10 protein-coding genes, 1 tRNA gene and 1 pseudogene are annotated in these 14,371 nt (G+C 37.3%); 2 read left to right on the top strand and 10 right to left on the bottom strand.

Going from position 1 to position 14,371, the window contains the following annotated elements; translation table 11 throughout:
- Window positions 1–23 precede the first annotated feature (23 nt).
- The 5 genes and pseudogenes from DK865_RS13355 to DK865_RS13335 all read right to left on the bottom strand — a co-directional run.
- Window positions 24–1,589: pseudogene (locus DK865_RS13355) on the bottom strand (fimbria/pilus outer membrane usher protein); the annotation flags it as partial.
- 21 nt (window positions 1,590–1,610) lie between these two features.
- Window positions 1,611–2,381, bottom strand: coding sequence for a FimD/PapC N-terminal domain-containing protein (locus DK865_RS13350; RefSeq protein WP_109392140.1), 771 nt, complete (start codon window positions 2,379–2,381; stop codon window positions 1,611–1,613).
- A gap of 38 nt (window positions 2,382–2,419) precedes the next feature.
- Complete coding sequence (locus tag DK865_RS13345; RefSeq protein WP_023582786.1) at window positions 2,420–3,139, bottom strand: fimbrial biogenesis chaperone; 720 nt, start codon at window positions 3,137–3,139, stop codon at window positions 2,420–2,422.
- 65 nt (window positions 3,140–3,204) lie between these two features.
- A complete protein-coding gene (locus DK865_RS13340; protein ID WP_109392139.1) occupies window positions 3,205–3,768 on the bottom strand; it encodes a fimbrial protein in 564 nt (187 codons plus the stop codon).
- A 323-nt stretch (window positions 3,769–4,091) separates the two neighbouring features.
- Window positions 4,092–4,391 carry a helix-turn-helix domain-containing protein gene (locus DK865_RS13335; protein ID WP_023582784.1) on the bottom strand — a complete coding sequence of 100 codons (300 nt, stop codon included), beginning with the start codon at window positions 4,389–4,391 and terminating at the stop codon, window positions 4,092–4,094.
- Between the two features lie 1,133 nt (window positions 4,392–5,524).
- Here DK865_RS13335 and DK865_RS13330 point away from each other — a divergent pair.
- Entirely contained in the window at window positions 5,525–7,057 is a 1,533-nt protein-coding gene (locus tag DK865_RS13330) for a methyl-accepting chemotaxis protein (RefSeq protein ID WP_109392138.1), read from the top strand.
- A gap of 108 nt (window positions 7,058–7,165) precedes the next feature.
- On the opposite strand, the gene DK865_RS13325 is transcribed toward DK865_RS13330, so the two are convergent.
- The 5 genes from DK865_RS13325 to rpsU all read right to left on the bottom strand — a co-directional run bounded on the left by DK865_RS13325 (window position 7,166) and on the right by rpsU (window position 12,875).
- The gene (locus tag DK865_RS13325) at window positions 7,166–8,083 is read right to left on the bottom strand and encodes a bestrophin family protein (RefSeq protein WP_109392137.1); all 918 of its coding nucleotides are present in this window, start codon (window positions 8,081–8,083) and stop codon (window positions 7,166–7,168) included.
- A 269-nt stretch (window positions 8,084–8,352) separates the two neighbouring features.
- Window positions 8,353–8,429: transfer RNA gene (locus tag DK865_RS13320), tRNA-Ile, on the bottom strand.
- A gap of 326 nt (window positions 8,430–8,755) precedes the next feature.
- Window positions 8,756–10,612 carry an RNA polymerase sigma factor RpoD gene (gene rpoD / locus DK865_RS13315; RefSeq protein WP_023582780.1) on the bottom strand — a complete coding sequence of 619 codons (1,857 nt, stop codon included), beginning with the start codon at window positions 10,610–10,612 and terminating at the stop codon, window positions 8,756–8,758.
- A 186-nt stretch (window positions 10,613–10,798) separates the two neighbouring features.
- Window positions 10,799–12,547 carry a DNA primase gene (gene dnaG, locus DK865_RS13310; RefSeq protein WP_109392136.1) on the bottom strand — a complete coding sequence of 583 codons (1,749 nt, stop codon included), beginning with the start codon at window positions 12,545–12,547 and terminating at the stop codon, window positions 10,799–10,801.
- Between the two features lie 112 nt (window positions 12,548–12,659).
- Window positions 12,660–12,875 carry a 30S ribosomal protein S21 gene (rpsU, locus tag DK865_RS13305; protein WP_001144069.1) on the bottom strand — a complete coding sequence of 72 codons (216 nt, stop codon included), beginning with the start codon at window positions 12,873–12,875 and terminating at the stop codon, window positions 12,660–12,662.
- A gap of 341 nt (window positions 12,876–13,216) precedes the next feature.
- Here rpsU and tsaD point away from each other — a divergent pair, with 341 nt between their 5' ends.
- Window positions 13,217–14,239: a tRNA (adenosine(37)-N6)-threonylcarbamoyltransferase complex transferase subunit TsaD gene (gene tsaD, locus DK865_RS13300; protein ID WP_100158812.1), complete on the top strand. Its 1,023-nt coding sequence runs from the start codon at window positions 13,217–13,219 to the stop codon at window positions 14,237–14,239.
- The last annotated feature ends 132 nt before the right edge of the window (window positions 14,240–14,371 follow it).

Genomic DNA, 14,371 nt, shown 5'->3' with positions numbered 1-14,371 from the left:
GCATGAGTTTTAAATTCTACTTTAGTAATCGCACCTTCAAATGGTGCAATACGCGCTTGTGTATTTTGTAGCTCGATATTATTTGACATTCCTTTCGGGTTAATCGTGATGTCATTCATTTGATATGGGGTTAAATAAGGTACAGCAGCATGACCAAAGCCATCGATTTCAATGCCCGGATAGCCACTGACTTTTGCACCTTTAGCACCATCTGCTTCAACCACAGCAAAAGTATTGCCTTGATAAGGCGTTGCAACTACACCACCAGACCAGCCGATTAATGAACCGCTAGCACCAATCGAACCATTTTGATAATGCTCACCTAAGCCATAGTTTGCTGTTAAGTTGGTATAGTTAGTTTTTGCACTGCCGTTTAAGGTCATACTTGAGCCAATACCATGGTTAGTATTCATTGCAGTTATGCCATAGTTATAACGGTTATTTTCACCCGCAGATCCTGAGATCCCGATGCGCTCACCGACGTCACCTCGACCATTACGAGTTAAGGCTGCGGTTAAGGTTGGCATATGATCAACACTTAAATCGTAGAGTGGTAAAATAAAGTTCAACTCAAAAGATGTCTCTTTTTTGCCATCTGCATTACGAGCTTGACCGACGTTTAAGCCATAGGAGAGACGTTTCCAGCGATTGTTATAACCCATTTGATATTGCAAGTCGGTGGTGTCGTTATTCCAGTAGTTTTGTGTAAATCCACTAACATAGAATGTTCCCCAACCTTCAGGTAAACCTTGATCAATTGTGACGTTAAAGCGACTTTTGGGACGCCAAATATTATTAATACTTCGACCGTAGCGCTCTTCATTTATTGCTTGAACGGCAGAGCTATAGTCATAGAATTTTTCGGTATTAAACTTATAAGCGGCAATTGTCAGGTTACTATTAGTATCTTGAATGAATTTACTGTAACTGATTTGATAACTTTGTCCGCTATTCACTTTTGACGACGTTGTATTTAAGTGCAAGCGCGCTTGAGTAATATCAGCAGAAAATGCCCCTAATGGTGTACTTAATGCTAAACCCGCTTGAAGTGCATAGTAATCTGCACCAGTACTCTGTATACCAGCGTAACCCGTTATCAAGTTAGTTAATCCACGGCGATAAGTGGCCTGATATAATGTTGGATCATAATCCACTGCTGATGAATTTAAATGACCCGCTGCCACGGTATAGTTATGTTGTCCTGGGCGCAGTAACTGTACAACGGAAGCGTAATAGACTCTAAAATTCTGTTGTGAACCGTCAGATTCTTGGATGGTGACATCCAAGTTACCGCCATATCCTGATGGATAAAGGTCATTAATTTCAAATGGACCGGGTGGTACGGCAATTTCATGGATCACTTGTCCATCTTGGCGAATAATAACTCGCGCATTGGATTTTGCGACCCCACGGATCGTCGGCGCAAAGCCACGTTGAGAGTCAGGTAACATTTTCTCATCACTAAAGAGTTGAATCCCCCTTAATGGTTGAGAATCAAAAAGTTGTCCTGTCGTAAGGACATCGCCAACTTGAACCACACCTTTTATTGTCGTGATAATACGTTGCAGATAATTATAAGTTGATGTGTAGTCATGGCCATTCTGTTCATTCTATGAATAGTTACCCGTGTGATGGAAACTCCATGTCCCTAAATTAAGATTGCTATTAACGCCAACGAAAGCGGATTTGTAATTCGTTCCATTGCTACGAGACATAAAATAGTTTGCGTTATAGCTCACTAATAACGCATTTATGCCTCGCTCCCAAAGTGAAGGATTTACATAACCACGAGGTTTATAACCAACAAGAGCTTGTGGTGTATTAATCGTTAAACGTTGAACTGAATGGTCATAGTTGACTTCTGTTGAGGGGACAAAATCGGTGAGTGCAATACACTCATGTAATTCTAATGCACTTTTTAATAAAGGGGTGATTTTGTCATTTTTAAAGCCAATTAAGTCGATAATATCTTTAGTTAAACAAGGTGATACTTGACCATTTTCCATATCTTTAAAAGTGACTGGGGTCCTTGCCATAAATTGGCTATTGACATAGATCTCAACATTCCATGTACCAGGCAAAAAGGTATTTTCTTTATCAAAGCGACTGATATCAATATCACCTTGAGAAGTATTCATAAAAATAGGATTAAATGAGAGTGAGCCATTTCCATTTGTATGAGAAGAGTGACTATTCTCTGTTGATGAGTCAGTACTATTTTGTAATAAAGGCGACATATTGGACGATAATGAAGGAGTACCGTTAGGTAGCCATTTATTATTTTCGATCCCTGTTATATTTTCTGCATAAGTATAAGGTGTTACTAAAAATAAAGTAGCACTAGCAGATATTATAATAGTTTTTAAAATATAACTGCTCATTTGAATATTCCCATCTATTTTATGAAGTATTGAGAGTGCTAGAGTTTCGTTTCAACTATTTTCATTGCACCCCAGTCATTCACATAACGATAAACAACCTTGCTTCCTAAATTTGCCGATACGCCATTGGGGAGCGTAAATTCGTGTTGGCCTAATGGTGGAACAACTTCACCATCAATTGGGTTTTTCTCATTATTTGCAATAGTGATAGAAACGAGTGAAACAAAATAAGGTGAATTGTTAATTGCTTTTAATTTGTTACCAGCAATTGAAAATTGAAGACCTTCAGCTGCATTTATTGCACCTATTTTATCTTTTAGTGCGTCTGGACGATAAAATAGTTTTATTCTAGAGCGATAAGCAATTTGTAATTTATTATCTATTTCTGTATTTGCATTTGGTGGTATTTCTAATACATTTAACCAATAAATAGATTCTTTATCTTTAGGTAATGCGGCTGCACCAGTGAAACTAATTCTTAATGATTGCGATTTTTCTGGCTCAATACGGAATACCGGTGGTGTTAATACAAAGGGAACCTGAATATTTTCTGGTTTTGCATCAACATTACCTGTGTCAATCCAGTTTTGAATTAATACAGGCACCTTCCCTTCGTTACTAATTTTTACTGTGACTTCTTTTTCATTTTCATTATAAATAACACGAGTACCACTAATAATAACGCCAGCGTTTACCCATGTTGGAATAATTAATAATAAACTCAAGAAAAAGCTTTTAATTAATTTAGTGGTTTTCATATTTATCTTTATTCCATTAATAAAAAGCAAACAGGAAGGAGGAGTCTCCTCCCTGTTTATTTCGATTATTTATACTGCAGAGTATAAACAACGCTACTTGTTACTTTACCCGCTTCGGTTTTACCGATAGCGTAGTATTCAACAGCGTATGGCAGAGTGGCTTTATCATTAGTAATTGTGTAGTAAGTAGTATTATTTACTTGAGATGTATTACCTACTTTAATGGCATTGAAATTAGCACCATCTAACAGTTGTAATTGAACCTGTTTGGCACCCGTTGCAGCAACATCCATATTTTTCAGACGACCAGTTGCTTGGTCTACGGTTGCGCCTGTTTCGAAGAATGCAGAAACAGTGCTGTGACCAGCTACGCCGATTTTACAATCAGATAAGTTCATGTTGAATGCAGTACGTCCAGTGACTTCACCTGCATTTTGTAAAACATTGGTACTTACTGTTGGCAGAGTAATAGTTGCATCTGGGCCTTGACCTTCGATATCAACTTTACAAGTTGTATCTGTTAATTCACCATTAAAAGTAATTGTACCTGTATTATCTGCAGCCATAGCATTACCTGCCATTAGACCGAATGCTACTGCTAAAGATGCACCAATGATAGATTTTTTCATTCTAAAGTCCTTCGTTTTATATTAGATAACTACGTTTTAATAAATCGCTAAATATTACAGTTAATATTTAGAAACTTATTTTTTGACTCGCTATTGGTGTAAAATAAATAAAAGCAGTCCGTGGCAAATAAAAATACTTAATACGTATTTTTTATTTTCCTAATAATTGTTATTTATTGTACAGGGTAATAGTTTGTCTGTTGTTAACACCTCTACTTTCATAAAGCTAATAACTCATGAAAATAAAACATTAATTAAATATTTTATTTCCATGATTAATTTTTTATAGTGGTGTTTACGTAATTGTGTTAAATATTTGTTTTTTAATTTAGCTGGCTAATAACTCTAGTACTAAATTCATAATCCTTTTTTTTAGGTTGTGAGTTTGATCCTTTTTCGTTATAGGTGCTTATTACTTCACGATTCAAATCATCCCATGATTTATCAAAAATAATAAGTAACTTATTTATTAAGCTAAGAGACATACTATTTTTACCGTTTTCATAACGGGATATTTGTTGTTGGCTGACAGAGATTATTTTTGCCAGTTCACGACCTGATAATTTTTTCTCTTTTCTAGCCTTCTTAAAAAAAAAGCCTACTTTAGTGTCTAGATCGTTCATAAATTAATTCCAATAACATGAGGTCTAATATATAGAAGTTATCACATATTAAAATTAGTCATTTAAGTTTGAATAACTATATTACACATAAATTATTGCGTAAAAATGGTTTACCCTATGCGATTACTATTTATAATAGGTTGTACCTATTAAGAGAGTAATTATTGCAAGGTTATACTTAAGTTTTAGTAAGTGATAGAGATATCAATACGTTAAGTAATTTAATGAAACTATAAACTAATTTTGATACTCATTATACGAGTTTTACTTGGGTGGAAAATATTGTTTGGTGAGTTATATGTTATTTTATGTTTCATTTCTAATCTTTATAAGATGAATTGTATGAAAGGGTTATTTATTGTAAACAAAAGTATTTTACGCGTATTATGGGTATTTATGGAAAGTATAGAATGTAAGAATTCTCTGAATAAAATTAAAAATTGGGTTATATGATGAAAATAGGTTATGTGTTTTTCTAAATAATATGTTTCATCCTATTTTTTTCTTGATGAGATAAAATATAAAAATTGATCTAACGCAATAATTTTGACGGGAATATTAAAAAGGAGGTGGGTTGACAGTTCACTATTAAGAAGAAGGGGTTATTTTTTTAAGTATTAGTTCTAATTATAAATTGTTTATTTTCTAACACTGCTTGTTTTTTTACTATAAGTGAAGTGGATGTATAAATGGAGTACATATTCCTTATTTTACTCTTTTTAAGATGATAATTTTTTGTTAATAATCTCTTAGGTATATATACTTTATTTATATTTTCTTTTGCAGTTACTTATGCCAATTTTATGCGCTAGATCGTAAAAATACTTAAGAAATGTTAATTGCTAAACAGTATTTATTGTTTTGTGCAGAACTTAATTTTTTTACTGGTTTTTAGTTTTAATCATAATCAGACCCTCGTTGCTAATCAATTAATAACACTGAAATACTATTTCATTGCGGTACATGATCTGTATTAATGGTTCGAAAACAGAGTAAAAGACTAATTAGCATCATTGATTGAGATCTGTAATAAGTGTTTGTATTGATAATTCTGATTAATAAGTAAATAAAATCTATTTCGTGCCGATAAATGAGTACATTTGTATTATTTTATTGCCGGGGTGGATTATTTCATGAGTATTGAAAGATCAGCTAAAGTAGGTTCTATCATACTGTTAGCCATTTTCTTATTATCATCTGTATTGTCGTCGTTTTTTATTTATAGAATGCAAGAAAACTTCGCATCATTGGATTCCTTGAATACCAGATTGAATAGTGTTCAAGAAGCAAGGTATGAATTAGCGACCATTCGTTCTCACGTCAACTACCTGATGTTGTTGAAAACAATGACGGATGAGAATAAGCAGGAAACAATTAAATCACTGGTTGCTGAAGCAAAAGAGCTGGCAGAAAAATCAAAAGCGACTATTACACATTGGGTAGGCGTGAAGAAGATAAGTCCTGATGCTCAACGTAATTCAGAACAACTATCAGTGTTATTCTATTATCTTCTAGATGAACTTATTGCACCTATCGATACGCTAGATTACACAGAGTCAAACCTCTCCAGTGACTTTAATCGCTTATCTGATCTCTTTGATGAGTATCTTATGATCACGAAAGGCGTGAATGATGATATTAAAGCACAGCAAGCTTGGATGGTGCAGTTGTCACTTTACACGACCATCATTGCGCTGGGGATCATTCTTGTTCTTCTTTATATTGTCATCCGTTGGGTAAATAAAACGTTTATCTTTAATTTAAATACTCTATCCGCTATTTTGCAGAAAGTGGGAGAGGGTGATTTAAGTTTCACTCTACCTAAGAAACGAAATGATGAGTTTGGAACTTTATTCTCTAATGTGGGAGATATGCAAACTGCGCTAACATCCACTATTCAACTTGTTAAAGAAGAAGCATTAGAGATCAAAAAAGGTTCGGCAGAAATTGCTTCTGGTAACCAAGATCTCTCTTCACGTACTGAGGAGCAAGCAAGTGCTTTGCAACAAACAGCTGCAAGTATGGAAGAGATAAAAATCGCTGTAGTGAATAATACGGATAATGCGATTTTAGCCAACTCCATTACCGCAGAAACCCGCGATTTAGCAATTGATGGTTCTAATATTATGAATGATGCTATTAACTCGATGAAGAAAATCGAGGTAGGAACATTAAAAGTCGCTGAAATCAATGATGTGGTTAATAACATAGCAAGCCAAACTAATATTCTGGCATTAAATGCCGCTGTTGAAGCAGCGCGTGCAGGTGAGCAAGGTCGTGGATTTACGGTTGTTGCAACAGAAGTGAGAAATTTAGCAGCGAGAAGTGCGGATGCCGCACGTGAAATTAACCAAATTATCAGAGAATCCGTTGCTGATGTGGCTCATGGTAGAGAATTGGTCAATAGAACGGGTGAGCATATGCAGGATATCGTTTCTTCTATTACTAAAGTTAGCGATATCATGCAGGGGATTAGTATTGCATCAGAAGAGCAAAAAGTGGGTATTGAACAGATCGCAGTCGCCATTAACCAAATGGATTCTGTTGTTCAGCAAAATGCGGCTTTAGTTGAACAAGGTGCAACTTCAACAATGATTTTAGATGAGAAAGCACAAAACTTAACTGATAAAGTTTCAGTCTTTCAAATTAAAGAACAATATCAATAATTGAAATAGCTGGTTAACATTTATATTTAAAACAAGCTCACTTTAATAGCGATATAAGAGTGAGCTTTATTTTTGAAACGTTATTTGATCCTGTTTTTTATCTGTTAATCAGAGTAAATTATAATGTTTGTCTGGTCTTACTGTTATTGGTAATGGAGCAATATCTTGCATTTCTAATAAGTTTCTTTCAATCGTATTACAAATGGCATTTAAAGGTAAGTCATTTGCAGACACACCAAAAGGATCTTCTAATTCTTCAGCTAATGAGTCCCAAGACAAGAAAGTATAAGAGATAAATACAGATACAAAGGGTGTCATATAATGGAGATCTGCAACTAAAGCAAAAGGTAATAATGTACAAAATAAATAAACAGTACGTTGCAATATCAAAGTATAAGCAAATGGAACTGGAGTATTTGAGATCCGTTCGCAACCTCCAAGTACATCAGATAGATTATTAATATCTTTATTGATTGATTGAAAAATAACGTCACTTATCATCTTGTTATCTCTCAATTCACCTATTTTTAAACCAATATGTAATAAAATACGATTGGTGGGATAAGGGCTATTCATTATTTCATTGAACAAAGTTCGAGGTAATAGGCGGTAAAGATCAACCATTGGATCTGTTTTTCTTAACTCGTGTTTTAAGCTCCAACTAAAAGCAATTAATAGATTAGAAAGGTCTCGATTAAATTGTTTATCTTCAGGTAATAATGCTTTTATATTTCTTAATATATTACGATGAGTAATTAACATATTACCCCATAGGATTCTGGCTTCCACAAGTCTGCTATAGCTTGCATTATTTCTGAAACCAAGAAATATTGCGATGGCAATACCGAGTAAACTAAAAGGAGCAACTGTTAAGTGTATGCCTAATTGTTCATACCATTGATAAATCAAAATAGCGATAATTGACATGATAACATTAAGGCATAAACGAAAGATTATTTTTGAAAGCACAGAACCATGCCAATCAAATAACCGAAAGAACCAGTGTTGATTAGGACGAATGACCATAATAGTAATGATATAAAACGAAGTTTGAATTTGTTGGAATATTATTGCAATAAAATAAGAGATTATCTAATTTATTCTATTGAAAAAATTAAAGATAAAATGTAATTAATGTGTAGTAATCAATCTTTTCTTAGTTGAGGGATTAACGATCACGAGCTGAGAAAGGATAATGTATCTGTCTCAATAGAGAAAATGGGGCAACAGTTCATAGAAACAAAAAAGCCACTTGCTAAGAAGTGGCTTAATGCGCTGATTTAACAGCTAAAATTTGGTGGCCCCTACTGGACTTGAACCAGTGACCAAGCGATTATGAGTCGCCTGCTCTAACCAACTGAGCTAAGGGGCCTTAATGGAGTGTGATTATACGTGCCATTTGGCACGAGGTCTAGCCTTTGAATGACTGTATGCGCAAATTCTGTTCAATATAAACAATAAAAAAATAAAACAGAGAATAACTGTGATATCAATAATATAGCGTAACGATTTATGGATAATCTTACACACAGGTACAATATTATAAATAATAAGGCTATTTTTTATAAATATATGTAGGTGAAATCTATCGTAGATTAGATAGATTAGATAGATTGTAGATACCGTATCGAAATTCCATAAAAAAACGCCTGTGATATCACAGGCGTTTGTTATAACTTTTATTGAAAAGTAAGTTGATTACTCATCAAGGAAGCTACGTAATACTTCAGAACGGCTTGGATGGCGTAATTTACGCAGTGCCTTCGCTTCAATCTGACGAATACGCTCACGGGTAACATCAAACTGTTTACCCACTTCTTCCAAGGTATGGTCAGTATTCATATCGATACCGAAACGCATACGCAGGACTTTTGCTTCACGTAATGTTAAACCTGCTAACACTTCGTGAGTCGCTGAACGTAAGCTTTCTGATGTTGCAGAATCCAGTGGTAATTCGAGAGTCGTATCCTCGATAAAATCACCTAAATGTGAATCTTCATCGTCACCGATTGGGGTTTCCATGGAGATTGGCTCTTTAGCGATTTTCAGTACCTTACGGATCTTGTCTTCAGGCATTAGCATGCGTTCTGCAAGCTCTTCTGGTGAAGGCTCACGTCCCATCTCTTGCAACATTTGACGAGAGATACGGTTCAGTTTATTAATCGTTTCGATCATGTGAACAGGGATACGAATTGTACGCGCCTGATCAGCGATTGAACGAGTAATTGCCTGACGGATCCACCATGTTGCATAAGTTGAGAACTTATAACCACGACGGTATTCAAATTTATCAACCGCTTTCATCAGACCGATATTCCCTTCCTGAATGAGGTCAAGGAACTGTAAGCCACGGTTGGTATATTTTTTCGCAATAGAGATAACGAGACGTAAGTTCGCTTCGACCATCTCTTTTTTCGCACGGCGTGCTTTTGCTTCACCGATAGACATACGACGGTTAATATCTTTAACCTGTTCGATTGTCAGTCCAGTTTCAACTTCAATTTGTTGCAGTTTTTGTAGGCTGCGTTGTACTTCTTCTTCAATACCTGCCAGCTTTTCAGACCAAGGTTTATTCATGGCTCGAGCAGCCGTGAACCATGTGTCATTGGTTTCGTTACCTGTAAACAGCGTAATGAAGTTTTTCTTTGGCATCTTAACTTGGTCAACACAAAGACGCATGATGTGACGCTCTTGAGCACGAACTCTGTCCATCATGTCACGCATATTGTTAACCAAATAATCAAACTGTTTCGGAACTAAGCGGAACTGTTTGAAAACTTCAGATAACAATAAGATTTCAAGCTCTGTATCTTTGTGGTTACGACCTTTTGCCTTGATAGTTTGGCGAGTTTTTTCGTATTGCTCACGAAGCTCAGTAAACTTCTGGCGCGCTAATTCAGGATCGATGCTGTTATCATCATCGCTATCGCTGTCATTGTCGCCATCTTCATCTTCGTCTTCATCTTCGTCTTCAGCGCTGTTGTCAACTTCATCATCATCTTTGCCTAAGTTGACATCTTCACTTTCTGCCATTTCTTCGGCATTAGGGTCAATAAACGCAGTAATTAAGTCTGAAAGACGTGCTTCGCCAGCTTCAACGCGATCATACTGTTCAAGAAGATAAGTAATTGCTTCAGGATATTCTGCAACGGAACATTGAACTTGGTTAATACCATCTTCAATGCGTTTTGCGATATCAATTTCACCTTCCCGGGTGAGCAGTTCAACGGTACCCATTTCGCGCATATACATACGCACTGGGTCGGTTGTACGGCCAATCTCAGATTCTACACTAGAAAGTACCTGAGCGGCGGCTTCTGCAGCATCATCATCAGTATCATTTGAATTTTCTGCCAGCATCAGATCATCGGCGTCAGGTGCTTCTTCCATAACCTGAATGCCCATGTCGTTAATCATCTGGATGATGTCTTCGATTTGATCTGAATCGACGATATCTTCCGGCAGATGGTCATTGACCTCAGCATAGGTCAGGTAGCCTTGCTCCTTACCTTTAGTAACAAGTAGCTTCAGCTGTGACTGCGGGTTTTGCTCCATAAGACGGTATCCACACTTCAAAGTAATTTGGGTTGGTGTCGGTCGGCGATAACTGTTCAGCCAACAATAACTACGGAGGGGCATTTTCATTGTCGATTGCTACGGTCCCCTCAGCGTAGCAAATGTAGGTTTTTAGTACCTACCGATAGCGGCAATTAAGCCGTGTTTTTAATCTTAATTCTGTGTTTACTTTTTAACGCGTGCCTGTATTATCAATTGGACTTCTTCGCGTTCATCTTGCGTTAGGCCTTCTGTTCTCTCTTTTGCAATAAGCGCGTTTAAACGTTCGTCCATTGCAGTTAAAAAAAGATGATCTAACGTGTCTGTAAAGGTTTTCTCTGCGATCTCATCTATATCTATATCGTTCCACATTGCCAATTTTTCAAGCTGTTTACCGAATTTATTCTCTCTATAGAGCTCGATAATTTGTCCTGTATTCAGACCTGGTTGTGCTTGGCAAACAGAAACTAATTCAATAAAAAGCGATAGACCTGCAATTTTTTCTGTACTTAATCCCTCAAGAGGGGGCACTAATTTAGAGAATTCTGGGTTTTGTATCAATAGGGCAATCAATATACGCATAGGTGTTGTGCGTAATTTTGTCGGTTGATACGATAACTCGTGATTAACCGGCGCTCTACCAAATAAACGATCCATCTGCTCAATATCGGGATTTCCCGTTAAGCTTCCAAGCTCTCTTAATAAATATAGACGTAAAGTTTCACTTGGGATCTTATCTATTAATGGTCTGGCTAAACTATATAGCTTACCATTGCCTTCTTGAGTACTCAGATCCACTTGAGGAACGAGTGAATCAAATAAAAATTCTGATAATGAATGTGCTTGTTCCATACGTTTTTCAAAAGCGTCTTTACCTTCACGACGAACCAATGAATCAGGATCATCACCTTCGGGTAAAAACATAAAACGTAAAGAGCGACCATCATTTAAAAAAGGAAGGGCGGTTTCTAATGCTCGCCATGCGGCATCACGTCCAGCTCTATCTCCATCATAGCAGCAAATAATGTTATCCGTTGTCCGAAAGAGCAACTGGATATGTTCTGCTGTGGTGGAGGTTCCTAATGAGGCAACGGCATAATCAATACCAAACTGCGCTAATGCCACAACATCCATATAACCTTCAACAACTAATAGCTTTGTGACGTTATTATTAGATTGTTGCGCTTCATAAAGTCCGTACAGTTGACGACCCTTATGGAATATCTCTGTTTCTGGCGAGTTCAAGTATTTAGGTAAATCATCACCTAAAACACGCCCACCAAAGGCAATAACACGGCCACGTCTATCTCGGATAGGAAACATGACTCGTTGGCGAAAACGATCATACGTACGACCATTATCGTTAGTTATTACCATACCCGCTTCAAGAAGTAAGGCTTTATTATCGGCACTTTGACCAAAACGTTTTAGGACGTTATCCCAACCTGTTGGTACAAATCCAATCGAAAAACGGGTAATAATATCTTCACTAAGCCCACGATGCGCAAGGTAGTTTCTTGCTTCCTGTGCATCAGGTTTATTGAGAGCGCTACTATAATACTGATTCAATTTCTCCATCACTTGATAGAGATTTTGTCTTATATGTCGTTCAATAGGGCTACTGCCTGTTCCTGATTCATAAGGAACTTCTAACCCATGCATTGCTGCTAACTCTTCAATGGTTTCGACAAAATCGAGCCTGTCGTAATTCATTAAAAAATCAATAGCATTGCCATGCGCGCCGCAACCAAAACAGTGATAAAACTGTTTGTCGCTATTTACTGTGAAAGAGGGCGTTTTTTCATTATGAAACGGACAACACGCTGAATGATTTTTGCCTTGTTTTTTTAACGGCACGCGAGCGTCGATAAGATCGATGATATCGGTTCGAGCTAGCAAATCATTGATAAATGAACGTGGAATTCGTCCAGCCATAAGCCCTTTTACGCCTGTTGTTGAACGAGAATAAGCCGCGCTCTCAGAAGAAAGCACGGCCTTTAACTGCGACTACAGTGTCTGCATATGTTGCGGTATAAGCCGCAAAATATTAGTACAGACGAGTACGACGTGCGTTTTCGCGAGCTAATTTTTTAGCGTGACGTTTTACTGCTGATGCTTTAGCGCGTTTACGTTCAGTCGTTGGTTTTTCATAAAACTCACGACGACGAACTTCTGCTAATACGCCTGCTTTTTCACAAGAGCGTTTGAAACGACGAAGAGCAACGTCAAATGGCTCGTTTTCACGTACTTTGATTACCGGCATGTGCCTCTCACCTCAATAGAAATCGGTTTGCGCTGGCATTATTTAAGCCAGCCGACATTTAAAATGGTGCGGAATTTTACTTCAAAGCAGGGCACTTTGTAAAGAGATGCACAAAATTGAAACGCAAACTCTCACTTTTGTGTCTTTTGGGAAGAACACGAAAAGCGAAAATCGCTAACCACACATTTAAATCACTTAAAATAGGTGGATAATTATAGAACAGAAAAAGGAATTTGTCACATGCTGGTATGTAAAAGATGTTGCGAAGGCGTATAAAATCACCGAAATAATGATACAATCGATTCATTACGCGAGTTAGCGAAGAAGAATTTGGAAGCGTCATGCGAGTTTTAGGTATTGAAACATCTTGCGATGAAACCGGTATCGCAATTTACGATGATAAAGCCGGTCTATTAGCGAATCAACTTTATAGCCAAATTAAACTGCACGCCGATTATGGTGGTGTCGTTCCTGAGCTTGCTTCACGGGACCATATCCGTAAAACAGTACCTCTTATTCAAGCGGCACTGAAAGAAGCCAATCTTACGGCGCAAGATATTGATGCAGTTGCTTATACTGCGGGGCCGGGTCTGGTTGGCGCATTACTTGTTGGCGCAACCATTGGGCGCTCATTAGCATTTGCGTGGGATGTTCCAGCAATCCCAGTGCATCATATGGAAGGCCATTTATTAGCGCCAATGCTTGAAGAGAAAACACCAGAGTTTCCATTTGTGGCACTTTTGGTTTCTGGTGGTCACACACAATTAATTAGTGTGACAGGAATTGGCGAATACACCTTATTAGGCGAATCTATTGATGATGCAGCTGGTGAAGCTTTTGATAAAACGGCAAAACTGTTGGGATTAGATTACCCTGGCGGTCCTGTATTATCGAAAATGGCGCAACAAGGCACAGAAGGTCGCTTTGTCTTTCCTCGTCCAATGACAGACAGACCGGGACTTGATTTTAGTTTCTCTGGTTTAAAAACCTTTGCGGCTAATACTATTCGTCAAAATGATGATTCAGACCAAACTCGCGCAGATATTGCACGGGCATTTGAAGATGCGGTTGTTGATACGCTGGCGATAAAATGTCGTAGAGCTTTAGAACAGACAGGCTTTAAACGTTTAGTGATGGCGGGTGGTGTAAGTGCTAATCGTACATTACGTGCGAAAATGGAAACTGTCATGAAGCAATTAGGGGGCGAAGTTTTTTATGCGCGCCCTGAATTGTGTACGGATAATGGCGCCATGATCGCACTAGCAGGAATGATCCGCTTTAAAGGCGGTACAGAAGGTCCGTTAAGTGTAACCGTAAGACCACGTTGGCCTTTAGCTGAATTGCCTGCACTTGATAAGCAATAATTTATTTGAGTATTAATTAAGATCTTACTCTTTGTTAAAAAGCCACTTTTTTATGAACTGACCCCAATTTATTGGACAGTTTAAATTAGTTAGGTAAAGACTGAGTTCGGTATTGAACTGGACTCAGTCCTT

This window comes from Proteus cibi, from assembly GCF_003144405.1.
GTDB classification, from domain to species: Bacteria; Pseudomonadota; Gammaproteobacteria; order Enterobacterales; family Enterobacteriaceae; genus Proteus; species Proteus cibi.
This window is presented reverse-complemented; position numbering and strand designations above follow the sequence as displayed.